The organism is Anaerolineae bacterium, from assembly GCA_016931895.1.
In the GTDB taxonomy this organism is placed as follows: domain Bacteria; phylum Chloroflexota; class Anaerolineae; order 4572-78; family J111; genus JAFGNV01.
Map to the genome: position 1 here is coordinate 1 of JAFGDY010000141.1, position 20,280 is coordinate 20,280.

Below are 20,280 nucleotides of genomic sequence, written 5' to 3' on the forward strand. Positions count from 1 at the left end.
CTCCTGCTTTGAATTTATTTCACGAAATTATGACCTCTGATACCCTATTTACCAAATTATTTTACATAATACACGCGATTGCCCTGCATGTATTAGAAGTTTGCTTGATTTTTGCCGTACTACCTGAACGATTACCTTCTGGATACGTCATTTTTCTTAAAAATGAGAAAGTCCCACACCCATTGCTCCGGGTCGGCGGAGTAGGCGAGGGGGATCGCCGCCGAAAGAGGAATGCCGTCCGGGTCGGCCACGTAAACGTGCCACACCCCATCGGTAAAGGGGCCTAACTCCAATTTAGCATTGCCAGATTTAATGTAGTCACAATCTACGCAATTGACCACGCTCCAATTCCAATCGCTGAGGGCGCTTTCGCGGTGTTCCCCGGAAGGCGCGTGGTCGCCGACCACTTTTAGCCCGCCAATCGGCGCATTATCGGCCGTAACCAGGGCCAGGTAAAGCGTGATCACGTGATAGGTTGTTTTTTGGAACATCCGGTTGCCCTGCTCGGCCACCACAAAGGGAAAATCGGGTGCGGGGGTGGGTGTGGGCGGAGTCGGGGTGGCCGTGGGCAGCGGTTGGGTGGGAATAGGCGTGTCGGTGGGCAGAGGCGTATCGGTGGGGATGGGGCTGGCCGTAGGGGTTACCGTGGGCACCAGGGTGGGCACCTCCGTAGCCGCCTGCTGGGCCGCGGGCAAGTTACCGGCAGCGGCCACCTCTGCTACAGGTAAGGCCGGATTGTTTGGATCGCCGGTGGGGGTAAAGGTTGGCCGTAAGGTAGGCGGAGGGGCGTAAATAGGATCATCCCCCCCTACATGGGCAATGGCTGCCTCCGGCCTGGTTTGCATATAAGCGGCAAAAACAATGGAGCCAAGCAAAAACACCAGCCCAATAAAGGCAATGGTGGCAATCGCATCAATGGTGGCCTGCGACATCCGCCAGAACTGCCGTTTAGGGGCCTGGCGCGGGCGTTTCCGCTTGACCTTTTTCCCGGCCACGCGGGTTGGCCGGGTGGCCTGCTCGCCCAGTATCCGCCGCAATTCAAGTTCCAGCTCATTCATTTCCACAATAACGGGATAGGGCGTATGCGGGCCGTAGTAGGCCTGGTATTTGCGCAATTCCTCAAGCCGATAGATTTTGGCCTGAATGATTTCATCTGCCGACATAGTGATTGCCACTCCAACACCAGGGAGTTAACATAATACTTTCAATCTTATGTTATCACAAATCGGCTAAAAATACAATTTTGTCCCGGAGTATTGCCGCCGGATTCTATATCCGGTAGGTTGTTGACCAACCATACTATATGTAGGGCATTGGTTGGGAGTGACGGTTGGGAGTGACGACTTCAGTCGTTTTTGGGAGACAATTTGCAACTGAAGTCGCCACTACAATAAAAAAAGCATTATTTCAGCCCAGGCCAAGCCGCTCGAATTGCTCGGGGGGGGCGTCATGTTCTTTCATTAATTTGACCAAATATTGGTTCATCCTTTCTTCAACCGCCGGGGCATCCAGCGGGTGTTCCTGTTTAGGATCGTTGTGCAGGTCAAAAAGCAGGGTGCCAAAAGGATAGGGATTTTGCCAGGGCCGGGTGGCAATTTTCATCAGGCGACACCCTTTGCTAAAGGAGAAAGGTGGGGCCAATTGAATATCCTGCAACTCATCAATTCCAAATGGCTGGCGCATGTGGGTTGGCATCAGGGTATAATCATAAAGGGGACTATTATCGGGGTGGACCGGGGCGCGCATGTAAACATAACGGCCATCGGTGCAGTTGACGTGCATGCCGTGCTGGCCAAATAAAACAGCCTCGTGGACCGGTCGGTCGGCGGCAATGGTCTCTTGTAGGGGCAGGCCCCGCATATCCGGAGGACGCCCTACGCCAAAATAGTCCAGCAACGTGGCCGAAAGATCAATCATCTGGGCCAACGACCGCCGCCGTTCATTCCGGCAGCCACAGCGCGGGTCCCAAATAAAGAGCGGCGGGTGGGCCACCTCGCCGTAAAAGGGTTGGACACACTTGGCCCACCAGTCGTGCTCTCCCAACAAAAAGCCATGATCGGTCACCACAATGAGCATGGTGTCTGCCCACATGTCCAGTTCGTCCATCATATCCAGCACCCGGCCCAAATATTCATCACACATACTGAGCAGGGCTGCGTACTGGTAGCGCAGATGTTTAACCTGTTCCGGGGTTTCTGCTACTTGCTCGTAATTCGGCCAGTCAAAGTGGGGGCCGTTGTAATCATGCGGGTAAAGGTCTTTATAGGTTTGTTGGGTAAAAAACGGTTCGTGGGGGTCAAAGGACTCAATTTGCAGGAACCAATTATCCTGGCTGTGGTTGGTTTGGATGAACTCCAGCCCCAGTTCAAATATTTTGGCCAGGGATTGATCTTGGGCCGTGGGCATATAACCGCGATTGACCCAGTCCTGCCGCCACCAGGGTGTTCCGGCTCTGGCGTTGGGCACTACCGGGGGGATCGCCGGGTCTTGCACCTGGCCTTTCCATAAATCACCTTCCTGCCCCCGCGCTATTTCAAAGGAACTGTAACGGTTGTGATAGGTGGCGCCGCCATCTTCCCAATAATGGTAGTGATCGGTGACCAGGTGAGTGTAGACGTCATGCTCCTTGAGGAGTTGGGGCATTGAGTCGTCAAACGGCTCCAGCGGCCCCCAACTGCGGTGCAGAAAATTGTAACGTCCGGTGTGCAGGTCGCGGCGGGCCGGCATGCAGGGCATACTGCCCACGTAATAGTTTTCAAAAGTGACCGTTCTTTCGGCCAGGCGTTCAAAATTGGGTGCATGCACCCATTCACAGCCGTAGGGCGGCAGCATGTGCCGGTTGAGGGAATCGAACATAACCATGATGGCCTTCATGATGAACATCCTTTCTCTGTAGTTCTATTTGGGGAGTAGCAGAATAGATTCTGCCCTCCTTAAAATTCATGGGGATTCAGCACAGGGTCAATATTGTGACGACTGGCAACGGCGATTTGGTCATATCAGTTGGCCAACCTTGCTCCTATCTTACAGCTAATTTAACTCTGAAGCAAACTGCTGTTTCCCGTTGTCCCGGCTTGTTCATCAAGCCACAAGCGGGTAAAATCAGTAACGACCACTACCAGAAAATTAACTAATTGAGGAGGAAACAACAGTGTACTGGATGGGCATCCCGCTGAAAAGCCAACGCGCTTTGGCCCGGATGCGGGCCGCGGGACGGATTGTGGCGGAAACCTTTGCTTTGTTGAGCGAACACATTGCGCCCGGCATTACCCTGGCCGAGTTGGATCGGTTAGCCGAAAAATATCTTAAAAGCCAACACACCGCGCCGTTATACAAAGGCTATCGCGGCAATCCGCCGGAACACCCCCCTTTTCCGGGCGTGATTTGCGCCTCGGTGAACCATGAAATTTGCCACGGCCTGCCAAACGAGCGTATTTTGCAGGCGGGCGATATTGTGGGTATTGACATTGGCCTGCGCTACCAGGGCTATTGCGGCGACGCCTGCATGACCTTTGGCGTAGGCCAAATTTCAGCGGAAGCCCAACGGCTTTTAGACGTTAGCCGGGAATGTCTCCACATTGGCATCGAGGCCGCTCAATTGGGCCACCACCTCAACGATATTGGCCGGGCCATTGAGGCTTACGCCCAAAGGCAGCGCGTTAGCGTGGTGCGCGAATGGGGCGGGCACGGCCTGGGCAAATCCCTGCACGAATCGCCATCGGTATCGCACGTGCGCGAGGCCAAGCGAGGGCCTCAACTGCGTCCGGGGATGGTTTTCACCATTGAGCCGATGATTAACCTGGGTACGCATGAGTGGGTGCAACTTGATGACGGCTGGACCGTGGTAACGGCAGACAGTTCGCTCTCGGCCCAGTTTGAACATACGGTGGCGATTACAAAAAACGGGGTGGAAATTTTATCAAAGTTGTGAGAACGACCAACGACCAACGACCAACAATGACCAACGACTAATGACCGATCAATTCTGTCGTTCGTCGTTGGTCGTTCGTCCTCCGTCCTTCGTCGTTTACGTAATTTTACGTAGTTTCGGGTGTATTTTTGCGTAGAAAAGACCACTGAAAAAGTGGTCTTTTTTTTACCCAAATGCCTTTTTTTTACCACTGCGCGCCGGATGAAAAAATGATAAAATGTTAAAGTGGGGTGACAAAAGGAAACAAAAACCTTGATGAATAAAGATTTTGAAATTTTGGCGCCAGCGCTGATTGTGGCCAGTCCAGGCCGGATCCGAGATGGACTACGCACCATGCTAAGAGCTGTGCCCTGTATCGAAACCATCTTCCAGGCCAGCGACGGCCCTGCGGCGATGCGGATTATTGCCGAAGAACAACCGGCGCTGGTGCTGCTCGATTCCAAACTGGCCAATAACGACATTCAAAGCGTATCCAGGCAAATCAAAGCCGAGTCGCCGCACACTCGCTGCATTGTGCTGGTTGACAATATGCAGCAGCAATGGATGGCCAAAATTGCCGACGCCGACAGCGTGTTGACCATCGGCTGCCCGGCGGGAGAATTTTTTACCACTGTGGAAGGGCTTTTATCTCAACCAATATTACACTGAAACATTTAGGCCAATGGGAGAAACCAAACTGGTAATAGCGTAGTAGGAGAATATAGATGTATAACCCCTCCGGTAAAGAAATAGGCTTAGAAAGACAAAATGGAAAAGCCCTGCCATCCTGCAGAAGTGACAGCCCCGAAGCAGAAGCGTTGCTGACGCTCATTGATGCCAGCGTGCATGAGTTAAACCAGCCCATGACGGTGATATTGGGTTTGAGTGAACTATTACTGGCCCAAACCGATCCCAAAAGTCCCGCCGCCGCCGACCTGAGCATCATTGTGCAAGAGATGCAACGCATGAACGAAGTGGTCAGAGGGCTTAAACTCTTATCTCATTACCAAACCAGGTCGCAAATCAGCATTAAAATGTGATTGTTTAGCCCGGCGTCCAGAAAGAAGCCCGCTTGCGGCAAACCGCACAAATTTCAAAAACCTTTGTGGTCTACATCTCAAAAGTAGGCTGAGTGGTACGCGATAGGGGTATTGCTCATGACCGTTCAAGAAGAAACTATGTTTCATCCATCTCCCTTGGTGAGTGGGGAAATCAAAGGAAAACCTCAAAAAACATTTGCGCCGGGTGTCATTCAACGCCTGACCTTACAGCAACCGCTCGACGTGGCCATTGCCCGCACCACGGTGCGGAAATTGGCCGATGAGGTAGGCTATAGTCTAATTGATCAGGTGCGCCTTTCCACGGCCATTTTTGAGATAGCCGATAAGATTGTTACCTATGCCGGTCAAGGAGAGATTGTGATTTATTGGCGCGAGAACGCCGGGCGTAAGGGCCTGCAATTTGTTTGCAACGACCAAGGCCTGCGTGCGGCCAAATTAACCCATATCTTGCAAGTAGGATGCCAAGACAGCGGTGACAAAGCCAACTTTCTGAGTTTGAGCAGAATAGTGGACGAATATCAGTTTACCCAGGACCCCAAATACGGCAACTGTATCACTATCTCCATCTGGCTGGAATGAACACCCCAAATCTCAAAAATAGTTTTTTGGAGGAAAAAGATGACCTCACCGGCAAACAAATCCAGAGCAGAAGAGATAACCATTGAAGCCGAATTGGCCGCCCGCCGGTCACAATTTGCCCTGCAAACCAGCCGCTACCTTCTGGGAGCTGTCATCATTAGTATTATCATTACCCTCATCCTGTGGCTCTTTTTCCGGGAGTACACCCAATTGCCGGCGCTCATTCTTATTGATATAGCCGCTGTAGTGGGGGCCGTTTTATACCCCACCTTTCGCCGCCGCCGGCAAGATATAGCCGGCATGTTCTTTCTCTTTGCCTCAATCCTGCTGGTCATAACAATTGTCCCGATTTTAATTTCCGAGCTGTTGGTGACCATCGCCCTGATCTATCCCTTAATCATCTTTCTGGGCTACTTTCTTTTGGGAGATAGGCGCGGACGTTGGGTGGTTGGAGCCTGTATTCTTTCCTTTATAACCAATATTACCCTGGCCAAATTTTGGCCGCCGGTCTGGTTTGCGCCGCTGGACGAAACATCCGGCTGGATCATCAGCACGGCCTTGAGTCTTTTTATGTTGTTGATTGCGGCCGTAATTATCCGGGGTAATGTGGTAGAGCAAGAAAAAACGGTTCGCCAGGCCCGTTTGACCAATCAAGAGGCAGAAAAGCGGGCCAGAGAATTGGAACTGGCCAAATTAGAAATTGAACACCGGGCGGCAGCGGAGCAGGAACAACACGAATACCTGCAAAAAATAATTGCCGGGTATGTGGCCTACATCACCCAGGTAGCCGAAGGCGACCTGTCGGCCCAACTCAACCTGCACGAGAATGGGCAAGGCCCGGATGACCCTTTGCTTATCTTGGGCAACCACTTGAACAATATGGTTGAGCGTTTGGGTGACATCACCGGCCAAATCCGCCGGGCCACGGCCAATATAACCGCCGCCGCTACCGAAATTCTGGCCGCCACCACCCAACAGGCCGCCGGAGCCAACGAACAATCTGCGGCCATTTCGCAAACCTCAACCACTATTGACGAAGTGAAAACCATTGTTGAGCAAGCTTTCAAAAAAGCGCAGGCCGTAGCCGAACAGGCGCAACGTACCAGTGAAATCTCTCAAACCGGCCAGCAGGCCGTTACCGACGCTGTGGAGAGCATCAACCAGATCAAGGAAAAGGTGGAAGGCATTGCCGAGAATATCCTGGCCTTGAGCGAGCAAACCCAACAAATTGGCGAAATCACGGCCACGGTTGACGACATTGCTTCTCAAAGCAACCTGCTGGCGCTCAACGCTTCGGTGGAAGCGGCGCGGGCCGGCGAACACGGCAAAGGGTTTGCTGTGGTGGCGGTTGAGGTGCGCAATCTGGCCGAACAATCCCGGCAAGCCACAGCCCAAGTTAAAAACATTCTCCACGAAATTCAAAGGGCCACCAACGCCGCCGTGATGGCCACCGAAGAGGGCACCAAGGGCGTTGACAGCGGCGTGCTGCTTACCGAAAAGACCGGCGCGGCTATTCAACAATTAAGCAGCAGTATAACCGCCAGCGCCACGGCGGCGCAACAAATTGTGGCCAACGCCCGGCAGCAAAATACCGGCATGGAGCAAATTTCGCTGGCCATGGACAACATCAACCAGGCCACCATTCAAAACCTGGCTTCCACGCGCCAGGCGGAAAAGGCCGCGCAAGACCTATCGAACCTGGCCCGGCAAATGGAGACGCTGGTGGCCAGATACAAGTTAGATTAAAAAGAGGGCAGAGCCATGCAAGTTCTTAAAATCGTTCACTTTCCAGCACCGCCTTCATTGCCGCCGCTGTATAGCTGGCCTGAGCCGTTGAAACGTCTCATCCTGATGGCCGCCACCGGCGCCTGCCTGGGGGCATACGTCCTGTTCATTCTCGGAGGGGCATTGGGAGTTTGGCTGTTGTGCTTATTAGCGGTATACTAAAGTTAACGACCAACGACCAACGACCAACGACCAACGACCAACGACTAACGACCAATGACCAATGACCCGTCGTTCGTCCTTCGTCGTTCGTCGTCCTTTGCCGGTGTTGGAGAAAACGGGATGAGTATAGCCAGTAGAATTTCGGTGAGCAGTGATTTAGATGTGGTCATGGCTCGCATGGAAGCCCGAAAAATAGCCAAGGAAATGGGGTTCAATACAGCCGACCAGGCCCGCATTTCTTTGGCGGCGTCAGAATTGGCTCGCGCCCTCTCCTGGAACAACGACGCACCCGGCGAAATTGTTTTTTCTAATGCCACCCAAAACGAACAGCGCGGTTTTCAGGTAAGTTGTTTGGTCAAACGAGAACATATTCCCCATAGAGGCCACAAACACCTGGCGCAAAATATGTCCATTCCCAAACGCTGTTTGATTGGGGCGTGCCAGTTGGTTGACGAGAGCAATATTAAAGAGCTAAACGACCACCAAGCCCAGGTGACTCTGATCAAGTGGCTGAATTGATCGAAAAGAGGTGGTGGTTAAACAGTAAGTAATGGCATGTCATTTCGAGGAACGAAGTGACGAGAAATCTCCTTGAGATGTTCGTTTTAAGCAGAGTCTAAGGAGATTTCTCGCTCCTATTGTCGCTCGAAATGACATGCTGAAAATCCTCATCACTTACAACTTTACCACTACCCAAAAAGATTCCCCAATAGTCAAAATAAAAACCGCCCCCGCCACCCGGCAGGTAGATGGCGGATTTTATTCCGGGTCAAGCGTAGCCAATCCCCGCCGCAGGGCATACAGCGCCACCTGAGTCCGGTTGGCCAAGTGCAGTTTGTCCAGAATATTACTGACGTGTTTGCCTACCGTGCGTTCGCTGATGGTCAGGGTATCGGCGATTTCTTGGTTGGTAAGCCCCTGGGCAATGAGGCGCAGCGTTTCCATCTCGCGTTCGGTGAGCGGCTCCTCGGTGGGCGGCAGGTCTGAGGGTTGGTTCAATTCGCGGATTACTTTGAGGGCAATAGAAGGATGCAGCGACGACCGGCCCTGGTAAACATCCTGAATGGCCTGGAGCAATTGCTGCGGCGAGGAATCTTTGAGCAAATAGCCCAACGCCCCTGCTTTAATGGCAGAAAAAACGCGCTCGTCGTCGTCAAAACTGGTCAATACCAGGATGCGGGCGCCGGGATTCTCCTGCTTGATTTCATGGATGGCTTGCAGGCCGTTTTTACGGGGCATCACCATATCCAGCAAAATAACGTCTGGGGCCAACGCCCGGACTTTGGTGACGGCTTCGGCGCCATCTGCCGCCTCGCCTACCACCTCCATGCCCGGTTTGGTAGAGATGAGCGTGCGCAATCCTTCTCTAACTACCGCGTGATCGTCGGCAATAACAATGCGAATAGAGGCTGTTTGGGTCACTGCAACACCTCCCCAAGAAAATTGGGAATTGTGAATTGGGACGACGAACGACGAACGACAAACGACGAAAGTTAATTATTGGTCGTTTGTCGCTGTCAATGGTCAAGGGTCGTTGGTCGTCGGTCATTGGTCAATGTTTACAAATCTTGAGTGGGCACGCTCACCTTCACCCTTGTTCCTTCTTCCGGCGAGGAGTGAATGGTCAAAGTCCCGCCCAGTTTTTCGGCTCGCTCTTGCATGCTCACCAGGCCCAGGCCGCCGGCATCAATAATGGCGCGGGGATCAAACCCGGTCCCATCGTCAACTACTTCTAACACAACTTGCTCCTCTTCAATCCGTAGGTGAACCGTAACCGTCGTGGCTCCGGCGTGCTTTAAGGCGTTGTTCAGGGCTTCCTGGGAAATACGATAGAGTTCTTCTTCTACAGAGGCCGGTAGTTCCACCAGTTCTTCGGCCACCAGCCTGGCCCTGATATTGACCCGCCCCTCAACCGCGCTCAGCCTTTGATGCAAAGCGCCGATTAAACCTTCTCGTTCCAGGTCCAGGGGGCGCAACTCGTACACCAATAGGCGCATCTCCTTGAGCGCCTGCTGCGCCGTTTCGCCCATCCGGCTGAGATTATGTTTGGCGGCAGCTAAATCTCCGGCCTCAATTAGATTTTCGCCCGCTTCGGCAAACAGCGACAGGCTATACAACGATTGAGTTACGGAATCGTGCAACTCGCGGGCCAGCCGCTCCCGTTCCTCAATAACGGCCGCGCGTTCGGCCTGCTGGCGCAACCGGGCGTTCTCGACCGCCACCCCCACCTGGTCGGCCACAGAGGCCAGCAAGGCCACCTCCTCCGCATTGAACTCTTGTTCCCGGCCCACCGCCGTAATACTGAGCACGCCCAACGTTTGGCCCCTGGTGCGCATCGGCAGCCCCAGGTAAGCAATGAACTCCTTGAACCGGCGAATAGCCAGGGGCGTGCGCCGGTCCGCCGCCAGATCAGGGGCCAGGACAGGTTCGCCATGCGTCATTATCCAGGTAGCCAGGCTATTTTCTAAGGGGATAGTGTCTATTTCGGCAATCAGGTTTTTGGGCACACCCTGTTGGGCCGCCAGGCGCAATTGGGCGCCCTCTTCATCCAACAGGTGGATGGCGCCAATGCTATGCCCCGTAGCCGCCAATACCCGCTCCAACGAGCGTTCCAGCATGGTTTCCATGGCCAGAGACTCGCTGGCCACTAGCGTGACCTCATACAACAGCGACAGGTCCCGGGTCCGGTCGGCCACTCGCTGCTCCAATTCGGCGTTGAGTTGTTGAATTTGCTGCTCGGCTTGCCGCCGCTCGGTGATTTCCCGGGTCAATTCCTGGGCGTAGATAATGGCCTGCCGGTAGGCAATTTTTAATTCGTGAATATTATCCTGCAAGGTTGTGGCGGTTTGTTTACGTTCGGTGATGTCGCGCATCACGCCGGTAAAAAAATGCTTATTGTTCTTGACGGATTCGCCCAGCGAAATTTCCAGCAGAATTTCCCGGCCGTTTTTGTGAATACCGCGAGTTTCCATAGCCTGCCAGTGGCCGTGTTTTTGGCCGGTATTAATGTATTGGTTCAAGGCAATGTGGTGGGCGTGGTGAACCGGTTTTGGGATCAACATTTGTAGCGGTTGGCCCAGTAGCTCGTCCCTGGTGTAACCAAACGTGGTTTCGGCAGCGGAATTGACAAAGATAATCTGGCTGGTTTCATCAATAGTAATAATGGCGTCTGTGGCTGTTTCGGCCACAATGCGATACCGCTCTTCGCTCTCTCGCAATCGTCTCTCCAGGCGATGTTGGTAGAGGGCCGTTTCAATGGTAGTGTGTAATTCTCTTTCATCAAATGGTTTGGTGATGTAGCCAAAGGGTTGGGTAATTTTGGCCCGTTGTAAAGTGTCTGCATCCGCATAGGCGGTCAAATAAACAATGGGCAGGTCGCGCCGGTTCTGAATTTCGGCGGCAGCGGCGATGCCGTCCATTTCCCCGTTCAACCCAATGTCCATCAGCACCAGGTCAGGTTCCAGAGCCTCAACTTTTTGGATGGCCTCCGCGCCACTCGATACCGCCGCGGGTACGTTGTAGCCGAGGTGAAGCAGTTTATTTTCTATTTTTTGGGCGATGAGGGCTTCATCTTCGACAACCAGGATTTTCGCCTTGGTCATAGGTCCTATCCTATTTTGTTTGGGTAGGCGTATCTAACGTAAGCCGTACCTGGCGCGCCAGAGTGGTCGAGTTGAAGGGTTTTTTCAGAAAGGCTATTCCCCTGTCCAGGTCTTGAGTAGTGATGGTTTCGTCGCCGTAACCAGAGATGAGAATGATTTTCAGATGAGGATGGGAGTGAGCCAAGCTTTTAGCCAGGGTTTTGCCGTTCATATCGGGCATCACTACATCGGTGAGCAACAGGTGAATGGGGTCGGCATAATCGGCAATCAGTTGCAGCGCTTCTTGCCCGTTTTGCGTTTCCAGGATTTTATATCCCTGCCCGGCCAAAACCTGACGGATCAGGTCCCGCACCCCGGCGTCGTCTTCAACCACCAAAATTGTCTCGTCGCCGGTTGGGATGGCGCCGGCATGTTCTGAAACGCCCAAGGCGGGGCCGGTTTCTCCGGTTTGCGGCAGGTAAACTTTAAAAGTAGTGCCCCGGCCTTCTTCACTGTTAATGTTGATGTCGCCGCCGTTTTGCCTGACAATGCCGTACACCGTAGACAACCCCAAGCCGGTGCCCTGGCCCTGTTTTTTGGTGGTGAAAAAAGGCTCAAATATCTGGGCTTGCACCTCCCGGCTCATGCCAATGCCCGTATCGCTGACGGTCAGCATAATGTAACGGCCCGCGGTTAGTTCGGGATGCTCCGCCGGGCCACCGGCGTTCAGAACGGTGTTGGCTGTTTTAATGGTCAATTTGCCGCCGCCGGGCATGGCGTCGCGGGCATTGACCACCAGGTTAACAATGATCTGCTCCATTTGGGCCGGGTCGGCCTTGATCAACCCCAGGTCGGGGGCCAGAACGGTTTCCATGAGAATATCTTCCCGGATAATGCGCTGGAGCATTTTTTGCAGGTCGGTTACCAGCAGGTTGAGATCAATTATTTGGGGGGCGATGATCTGTTTGCTGCTAAAGGCCAGCAGTTGGCGGATCAGGCCGGCGGCCCGCTGGCCCGAATCGAAGATGTAGCCCAACATTTCCTGGAGGGGATCATCCGGCGTTAGCCGGTGTTGGGCCAGTTCGGCAAAACCGTTGATGGCCGTGAGCAGATTGTTAAAATCATGGGCAATGCCGCCGGTAAGACGGCCAATCGCCTCCATTTTTTTAGCCTGGAGGAGTTGGGCCTGTAACTCTTCTCGTTCCTGTTCGGCTTGTTTGCGTTCGGTGATGTCTTCGCCGGAGCTTAGGGTGCCGACAATGTGGCCTTCGCTGTTTGTTAGATTGATGTTGCGCCAGGCAATGATCCTTTCTTCGCCGGATTTGGTCAGAACCGGGTTTTCATGCCGTTCGCCCAATTCAATCTCCCCGGCCAGCATCAGGTTAAAAACTTCCTTAACCCTCTCCCTAACCGCCGGCGGCAGGCAGGTGTCAAACCAGTTTTGGCCCAGCAGCTCACCTTCTTTATAGCCCAAAATACGATGCCCCCTGCGGTTGAGCAGGGTGATCTGGCCTTTTTCATTCAGGGCCACCAGCATTACCCCGGCAATGTCTAAATATTGTTGGGCCTTGTCCCGTTCCCGGCGCAAGGCGGCTTCGGTGCGCTTGCGGGCCGTAATATCCAGAATGGTAAAGGTGACTCCCCGGGAGAGGTTTTGCGGGTCTATGGGGCACGAACTCAGCAGCACATCAATTATTGGGCCGTTTTTGCACTGCATTTTGGTTTCTACCGAACCCCACCCTTTTTCCCTGATCTGGCCATATTTTTCCCGGCCCACCCCCTCATATTCTTCGTCGCTGGGGTAAATCATCCTGGCGTTTTGACCCAGCAATTCCTCCCTGGAGTAGCCCAGCATTTCTATCAGCCTGTCATTAATAAAGGTAAAGGTGCGGTTGACCACCACCCCAATGCCAATAGGGGCGACACTGAAAATGCTTTGCAATTGGTCGCGGCTTTGTTGCGCTTCAGTTTCGGCCTGTTTGCGGGTGGTAATATCGGCAATCAGCCCATCGTAGGCTACCAATTGTCCGGTTTCATCGTAGCGCGGCACGGGGGTATTGCTTACCCAGCGGATAGAACCATCTTTATGCGCAATACGATGCTCAAGCGAAGCAGCCGTTTCTCCGGCCGCCAACCGGTTAGCCTGTTCGGTCACGGCTTCCCGGTCGTCGGCGTGAATCATACGATACCACAAGTAGGGGTCGGCCTCGTACTCTTCCGGGGTATAGCCGGTAACGGCCTTGCAGCCCGGCCCGTGGGTGGTTGACACCGGCCGGCCCTGCTCAAATTTAACCGTGTAAATGTAATCGGTAACAGACTCGAGCAGACGTTTGTAGCGGCTTTCGCTCTGCCGCAGGGCTTCCGCTATCCGATTGCGCTTTTCTTCTGCCTCCAGGCTATAAAGGGCAAAAGCAATGTCACCGGCAACCTCCTGAAAGAGAGCGTGTTCTTCCTCGTCGGCGGCCAGTTCTGCCGGAATAGAAACGGCCATGAGGCCATAGATTTTGGCCTGATGCGCCAGGCGAACGACCAGCTTTCCCTCGCCAGGTTGTTGTTCCTGTAGCACGCAGTTTGGACAAGCGGCCAGGGAATCCTCAATAGATAATACGCCCGGCCCGGCCATAACTTTCTGCAAACAGGGGGAACATTCGTTCTGCGCCAGTTGTTCTAAAAAAGCATGAAAAACTTCTTCCTTAAAACCCGCCTGGGCCGCCGTAACCACCTGGCCGGAGTCATTCAGGCAGGCTATCCAGGCGCGGTGATAACCGCGCGTTTCAATCAAACATTCGCACGTTTGGCGCAATAGCTTATTACGGTCTTTTTCGTGGGTGATCAGTTGGTTAACATTACGAATGGCCCGCAGCACGCGGTTAAGACGATCGAGTTTTTGCTCAACCTGGTGTTTGTAAAGGGCCAGTTCAATGGTGCTATGCAGTTCTTTAACCCCAAAAGGTTTGAGGATATAGCCAAACGGCCCGGTGATTTTGGCCCGGGCCAGGGTTTCGTCGTCGGCGTAGGCGGTGAGATAAACTACCGGGATATTGTAATGGGCGCGAATTTGCTCGGCGGCGGCCACGCCATCCATTTGGCCGGGGAGTTTAATGTCCATCAAGACCAGGTCCGGCTGCGCCTGGCCGACTTTGGCCAGGGCTTCTTTGCCGGTGGTCACCATGGTCGGCACGTTGTAGCCCAAACTCTGGAGATGATTTTGAATACTGCGGGCCACAATCAAATCATCTTCTACCACCAAAATCTGGATGTTGGGCATTGTCTCACCTCATGGGTCAGGGGGTAAACATCACCTTCACGGTGGTGCCCCCGTTTCGTTTTACCTCAAGGGTGGCATTGAGCTGACGGGTCAGCAGTTTGACCAGGGTCAGGCCCAATGAGCCGGGGTTTTCCAGGTCTATTTGGGCGGGTAACCCTACCCCGTTATCGCTAACAAGCAAGGCTATTTTCTGGACGCCGGCCGGTTTTAACTCAATCCGGATTTCATACGCTCCCGCTGCCTCTGCCAGGGGGAACGGAAAAGCATGTTTCATGGCGTTGGAAACCAACTCGTTAATCAACAAGCCGCAGGGAGAAACCAGGTCAAAGGGTAGAGTCACCCCAGAAACATCAATCTTAATAGATATTGTATCCATGTCGTAGACCATCTGCAAGGAGTTGACCAATTCTTGAACGTAGGCGGCCATGTCAACCTGGGCCAGGTTTGCGGCGTGGGTCAATTGTTCGTGAATTTGGGCCATGGAACGGACCCGGTTGTGGCTTTCCTGAAAGGCAATTTTGGCCTGGGCGTCGGTGATGGCGCCGGCCTGCAAGTCAAGCAAGGCGCACACCACTTGCAGATTGTTTTTGACGCGGTGATGGATTTCTCGCAGCAGGGCCTCTTTTTCGCGCAGCGATGTTTGGAGTTGTTCTTCAGCCTGTTTGCGTTCGGTAATATCATAAATGGCCCCCTGGACAAATGGCGATATGCCCGAGTCATCACAAACAGTGAGGCCAATATCATTGACCCACCGGAGCGTTCCATCTTTGCGCCGGATGCGATATTCATTATCAGCCACGTAGCCGGGCGTTGTCCGAATTTTGTCCCCTTCTTGGCGGATTCTGGGCAAATCATCGGGATAAATGAGTTGGTCCCAGGTTATGTCTCCCCTCACAAAGTCGGCGGCTGGATAACCGCTTATTTGCTCAACCGCGCCGTAAAAGAAGGTTGGTTTAAAAGTCAGGTGGCTGGCCTGGTAGGCAATCCCCTGAAAGTTTTGCATAAATAAGCGATACTTTTCCTCGCTTGCGCGCAGAGCTTGTTCGGTCCGTTTGCGTTCGCTGATTTCCTCTTGTAACTGGCGGTTGCTCGCCGCCAGGGCTTGTTCATGACGACGGGCGCGAGCCAAGCTGTCGCTCAGGTTATTGACTGTTACTTGCAACAACATGGCGGTTAGCCCCAGGATAATCGCCTGGATAATGACATCGTCAAAACCGGTCAACGCGGTATAAGGAGTAACCAGAATCCCCTGTATTTCGGCAGAAGCAATCCCAACCAGGGCGCCAATACCCAGCAGCGTAAAAATAAATAAACCTTTTGTTCTCAGGAGCAAACTGGCCAAAATAAGGACCGCAGGATAACCAAGCTGGCTGATGTCGTGAATACCCTGGCCGGTACATTGAATGTAACTTGTGCCGCCTAAAACAATCAAAGGCAGCGCAAAACTGAATAAACCGACATACCCCCGGCGTATCAGCCACACCCCAATTAAAGCTACAATGCCAACCATCACAATTGCGCCGATACTCTGAACATCTTTGGTGGTCAAAGTAAGCACAATGACAATGAGAAACGAGGCCGCCAGGACGGTTATCAGGGTGATATGCAATATCGCCGCGTTATAGCTTTTTTGCTCATCCGCAAAAACCGGCGGGGACAGTTGTTTTTTGAGCCGGAGCATAAGGGCTGTGCATAACTGAGCTTTGTTTTTTATCAAGCCGGGCCTCCCTCCAAATTTGGCCTGGGCCAATGATGAGATTGACAAATCTACGAGGGTGCAACTATCAGACTATCCAGGTGAAGTGAAAGATAGAAAGGGCGTGTAATCTATCTTATCATATCCACCATGCCAGGTCAAGCTTAAAAAAACCGGGAGCATTTCAGTTTTGGGGCGAATATTGTCTCACCGCCGAGGCGCAGAGGTCGCGGAGAAAAAAGCTCTGCGCTCTCGGCGTCTCTGCGGTGAATCTGGGGCAGATGGGTCAAACTCGCTCCAAAAATAAAATACACCCTAAAAAACCAGGTCAGATAGCCGTGACCTTCCTGCTAATTCGTCTTTTTAAGACCTTCCTTTTTTGTTTTTGACGCTTGCCCTGCTCTGTGCTATCATCTTTTATCCTTTGTCTAAATCGGTAAAAGCTGGTGAAAAATACGCTTATGGAATCATTTACCATGGGAAAAACAATAGGGCAATTTGTGGCCGAAGTAAGCGACCAGCACCACCCGATGACCGGTGTGGTGGTGGCGGTGGCGGCTGCTCAAGCCGCGGCCCTGGGTGAAGCGTGCATGCAAATTAGTTTTGATAATCAAGTTGACAAATTGGATTGGCAGGATGTAACCAAACGCATTGCGCGGATGGCGCAGCTAAAAGAAGGGCTGCTGGAACGGTGTGAATTAGAAACCAGGGCCACTATTGGCCGAGCCGCTTTGGAAAACGCCGCAGCGCCGGCCCACGATCAACAATTTTGCTGCGAAAGCTCAACCGAAATTAGCCGCCTGGCGGTTAAGGCCGCTACCCTCTTGCAAGATTTTAGGCCGTTAGCTTTTAAAAGCGTGCGCGATGATTTGGAAATTACCATCCATTTATTGGCCTGTACCGCCCGTACAGCCCTCTTGTTGTTAGACAGTTATCTGCATACCTGGTCTAATCCCAAGTTGCGCGCCGAATATGAGCCAAGCCGGAATGAGGTGGAAAATCAACTCAAGCTCATCAGGCCGGTTACGAGCTTTGAAAACAAATGATCAGGGAAAGGGCGGCAGGGGTATGTCTCAAATTTCAGGTAATTTAGTAGAGATAGTGGGCAATCTCCATCTGCATACCACCGCCTCCGACGGGACCGGCACTCACGCCGAAGTGGCCGCGGCGGCGGCGCGGGCCGGGCTTGATTTTATTGTTTACACCGACCACAACACCTGGGTGGACGGCAACGAGGGCTGGTATCGTGATTCCGGCAGCGGGCGGGAAGTTCTGCGACTCATGGGCCAGGAGATCAATGATGAACAGCGCCAGCCGGAATGTGACCATTTGCTGGCTCACTTTGTTTGCCAAAATTTGCAGCCGGTGGCGGCCCGGCCCCAACAACTTATTGAGGCGGTGCTGGCGGCCAACGGCCTTTGTTTTTTGGCCCATCCCCTGGAGCGGCCCGGTTACGGCGGGCCTCAGGCCATTTATCCCTGGGTGGATTGGGAAATTTCCGGTTTTACCGGCCTTGAATTGTGGAACACAATGACCGAAGTCAAGTGGCAACTGCGCAACCTGGCCCGGGGGATTACCGGCGCTTATTTGCCCTATTGGGTTTTGCGCGGCCCTTTTCCCGAAACGCTGGCCAAATGGGATGAGCTATTGGCCGGCGGCCAAAAAGTGGTGGCTATTGGCAATGCGGATGCGCATGGCAATGTGTACGCCAAAGGCCCTTTCCGCCGCCGAATCTATCCTTACGAATTTCTCTTCCGGGCGGTCAACACCCACCTGTTACTTGCCCAACCCCTGGCCCGCGAGCTTGACCAGGCCCGGCAGCAAATTCGCCAGGCCCTCCAACAAGGCCACTGTTTTGTTAGCTACGATCTGATCGCTTCGTCACGGGGCTTCACCTTTACGGCCGCCAGCGGCCCCAACCAGGCCAGCATGGGCGATACCTTGACCCTGTCAGAAAAAGCTACCCTCTCCGTGGTCAGCCCCCAATCGGCCTGGCTGCGCCTGGTGCAAGATGGGCAGATTATTGCCCAAACAAAAGGTAAAAGCCTCACCTGGCAAACCGACACGCCCGGCGTTTATCGCCTTGAAGCTTACCGCCGTTACTGGGGCCGGCAGCGGGGTTGGGTGTTTACCAACCCAATTTATATTATCCCGGCCTGATAATGCCCTTTGCATCCTTTGACGCCCCCACTCTCACCCAATTAGTTTTACCTTACAGTTTTAACCTGGCCGCCCAGCTTTTGCCTGGCGCTGCGGAGAATCAGGAGCTTGGCGATGATCACTGAAACTTTACCCGCATCACAAATTGAGCGGCTGTTGGCGGCCCGCGAATCCTGGACCCAACCGCCCCAGGTCGTGTCCGACACCTCTATTTTTCACCTGCTGGCCATGGCCGGCCGAGAAAAACTGGCTACCTTGATGACCGAACAACATTATGCCCGGGGAGAAATTGTTTTTAAAGAAGGTGAGGTGGGCGACGCCATGTACATTATTCGCTCCGGCCAGGTGGTGGTGCTGAAAGGGGATCTGAAAGCGCCCACCATCCTGGGATACTGGGGCGCGGGAGAGATCATTGGGGAAATCGCCCTTCTGGAAGACCAACCCCGCTCGGCCTCGGTGATTGCCCTGGACGAGACCAATCTGCTCAAGATCAACCGCGAAGATTTTCAGCAATTCATGAATCACCACGCCGCCATTGGCATGAGCATTTCGGAGTCCCTGATTGCCCGTTTGCGCGCAGCCGACGAGGCCCGTGGGAGTAGCTCTGGGCTTGAAAAACGATTGGCCGAACAGATCTCAACCCTGCAAACAGAAAAAGAGCGCCTGGAAGCGTTGCAGAATCTGCGCCAGGAAACAATGGACCTGATTGTTCACGATTTACGCAGTCCCTTAAGCCTCATCTCGGCAGCGGTCAATATGATCAAAATGATGCTCCCGGCAGAGGCCGTGCGGGAGAATGAAGAATTGTTTGAAATTGCCACCTCCAATTGTGAATTGATGACCCGGCTGGTGGATTCCCTGTTGGGCGTGGCCAGGTTAGAATCCGGCCAGGATGAACTGCAACTGGCCGAGACAAATCTATCCGCCCTTATCCAGAAAGTCCTTAACCGAACACCTCCTCTGCTCAAACAAGATATTACTATTCATTACGCCGCGCCCACCAACCTGCCGCCGGTAAGGGTGGATGTGGAAAAGATTGATCGCGTTTTGGCTAACCTCATTGACAACGCGCTCAAATACACGCCCAAAAATGGCCGGGTTACGCTTAACGTTCAGGCGCAGGATGAGCAAATTTGGGTGAGTATTACCAATACCGGCCTCACCATCCCGGCCAAAGATCGGAAACGGATCTTTGAGCGATTTGCCCAGGTCGCCGGCCGCGTGAGACCGCGCGGTTTTGGTTTGGGCCTGGCCTTTTGTCGTTTGGCGGTAGAGGCGCACGGCGGGCGGATCTGGGTGGAGCCGGGCGAGGGCGATACCGGCAACCGTTTTGTCTTTACTTTACCCCTTTTGGCCGGCCATGCCTAAGCCGCTGGTTGTCTTTTTTGGCGACTCACGCGCCGCCGACTGGCCGCCGCCGGATATGCCCCAATTCAACTTCGCCAACCGGGGCGTCGGCGGCCAAACCTCGGCTGAGGCCTTATTCTATTTTGAGAGCGAGGTTAAGCCACTCCGGCCCCAGGTAGTCATTCTCCAAATCGGCGTTAATGATCTGGCTGCGCTGGCCTTTCTCCCCCACCCGCCGGATGATTTGGCGACTGCGTGCCAACACAATATCCAACAACTGGTCCGACAGGCGGTCGGCTGGGGAGCCACGGTGATTTTTACCACTATTTTCCCCCTGGGCGACACTGACCTGTTTTTCTACAACCGGCATCATGCTGCGGAGATTGCCCAGGCCATTGAAACGGTCAATGCCTTCATTCACTCCCTGGCCGCGCCGGAAATTATTATTTTTGACACCCATGCGATTTTGGTGAATGAGGCGGGCAGCGTATCAAGCCCATACGTTCACGATTTTTTACACCTCAACGCGGCCGGTTACGAAGCCCTGAACGGCGAGTTGGTGAAAGTTTTGCGTGGCTTAAGCCCAAAGGTTTGAAAAACCTTTGCGGTCTTTTTATGGCCGCAAAAAGGTGCTGTGCTATCGGCTAAGAGGTTGTTTTAAATGACATAAGGAAACGAAAAGGGAAGCGCAAAAAGTTGCGCAAAAAAGCAAAAAATGTTTTCCTTCCTCA

The 20,280-nt window shown here is 53.4% G+C and carries 16 protein-coding genes; 10 read left to right on the forward strand and 6 right to left on the reverse strand.

Annotated elements, in window-relative coordinates; all coding sequences use genetic code 11:
* Positions 1–131: 131 nt before the first annotated feature.
* Together JW953_10820 and JW953_10825 are read right to left on the reverse strand one after the other, a co-directional pair.
* On the reverse strand, positions 132–1,163 hold the full coding sequence (locus JW953_10820) for a hypothetical protein (GenBank protein ID MBN1993186.1): 1,032 nt from the start codon (positions 1,161–1,163) through the stop codon (positions 132–134).
* A 244-nt stretch (positions 1,164–1,407) separates the two neighbouring features.
* Complete coding sequence (locus JW953_10825) at positions 1,408–2,874, reverse strand: sulfatase (GenBank protein ID MBN1993187.1); 1,467 nt, start codon at positions 2,872–2,874, stop codon at positions 1,408–1,410.
* A 286-nt stretch (positions 2,875–3,160) separates the two neighbouring features.
* Between JW953_10825 and map the strand changes: the two genes are divergently transcribed.
* The 6 genes from map (at position 3,161) to JW953_10855 (ending at position 8,016) form a co-directional block, all read left to right on the forward strand.
* Entirely contained in the window at positions 3,161–3,931 is a 771-nt protein-coding gene (gene map, locus JW953_10830; GenBank protein ID MBN1993188.1) for a type I methionyl aminopeptidase, read from the forward strand.
* Between the two features lie 255 nt (positions 3,932–4,186).
* Entirely contained in the window at positions 4,187–4,579 is a 393-nt protein-coding gene (locus JW953_10835; GenBank protein ID MBN1993189.1) for a response regulator, read from the forward strand.
* 56 nt (positions 4,580–4,635) lie between these two features.
* A complete protein-coding gene (locus tag JW953_10840; GenBank protein MBN1993190.1) occupies positions 4,636–4,950 on the forward strand; it encodes a hypothetical protein in 315 nt (104 codons plus the stop codon).
* Positions 4,951–5,067: 117 nt separating this feature from the next.
* Positions 5,068–5,550: a hypothetical protein gene (locus tag JW953_10845; protein MBN1993191.1), complete on the forward strand. Its 483-nt coding sequence runs from the start codon at positions 5,068–5,070 to the stop codon at positions 5,548–5,550.
* A 39-nt stretch (positions 5,551–5,589) separates the two neighbouring features.
* Entirely contained in the window at positions 5,590–7,296 is a 1,707-nt protein-coding gene (locus tag JW953_10850) for a hypothetical protein (protein ID MBN1993192.1), read from the forward strand.
* A gap of 321 nt (positions 7,297–7,617) precedes the next feature.
* Positions 7,618–8,016 carry a hypothetical protein gene (locus JW953_10855; GenBank protein ID MBN1993193.1) on the forward strand — a complete coding sequence of 133 codons (399 nt, stop codon included), beginning with the start codon at positions 7,618–7,620 and terminating at the stop codon, positions 8,014–8,016.
* 240 nt (positions 8,017–8,256) lie between these two features.
* Here JW953_10855 and JW953_10860 read toward each other — a convergent pair whose 3' ends face one another.
* From JW953_10860 to JW953_10875, 4 genes are all read right to left on the reverse strand, one after another.
* Entirely contained in the window at positions 8,257–8,901 is a 645-nt protein-coding gene (locus JW953_10860) for a response regulator transcription factor (GenBank protein ID MBN1993194.1), read from the reverse strand.
* 155 nt (positions 8,902–9,056) lie between these two features.
* A complete protein-coding gene (locus JW953_10865) occupies positions 9,057–11,099 on the reverse strand; it encodes a PAS domain S-box protein (protein ID MBN1993195.1) in 2,043 nt (680 codons plus the stop codon).
* A 10-nt stretch (positions 11,100–11,109) separates the two neighbouring features.
* Positions 11,110–14,346 (reverse strand): PAS domain S-box protein, encoded by a 3,237-nt coding sequence (locus JW953_10870; GenBank protein MBN1993196.1) that lies wholly within the window; start codon positions 14,344–14,346, stop codon positions 11,110–11,112.
* 16 nt (positions 14,347–14,362) lie between these two features.
* Positions 14,363–16,063, reverse strand: coding sequence for a PAS domain-containing protein (locus JW953_10875; GenBank protein MBN1993197.1), 1,701 nt, complete (start codon positions 16,061–16,063; stop codon positions 14,363–14,365).
* A 455-nt stretch (positions 16,064–16,518) separates the two neighbouring features.
* Here JW953_10875 and JW953_10880 point away from each other — a divergent pair, with 455 nt between their 5' ends.
* From JW953_10880 to JW953_10895, 4 genes are all read left to right on the forward strand, one after another.
* Positions 16,519–17,088, forward strand: a complete 570-nt coding sequence (locus JW953_10880) for a cyclodeaminase/cyclohydrolase family protein (GenBank protein ID MBN1993198.1) — start codon at positions 16,519–16,521, stop codon at positions 17,086–17,088.
* Between the two features lie 22 nt (positions 17,089–17,110).
* Entirely contained in the window at positions 17,111–18,202 is a 1,092-nt protein-coding gene (locus tag JW953_10885) for a CehA/McbA family metallohydrolase (protein ID MBN1993199.1), read from the forward strand.
* A gap of 114 nt (positions 18,203–18,316) precedes the next feature.
* Positions 18,317–19,570 carry a cyclic nucleotide-binding domain-containing protein gene (locus JW953_10890; GenBank protein MBN1993200.1) on the forward strand — a complete coding sequence of 418 codons (1,254 nt, stop codon included), beginning with the start codon at positions 18,317–18,319 and terminating at the stop codon, positions 19,568–19,570.
* Entirely contained in the window at positions 19,563–20,144 is a 582-nt protein-coding gene (locus JW953_10895) for an SGNH/GDSL hydrolase family protein (GenBank protein ID MBN1993201.1), read from the forward strand. Before JW953_10890 ends, JW953_10895 begins: the two co-directional genes overlap by 8 nt.
* Positions 20,145–20,280 lie beyond the last annotated feature (136 nt).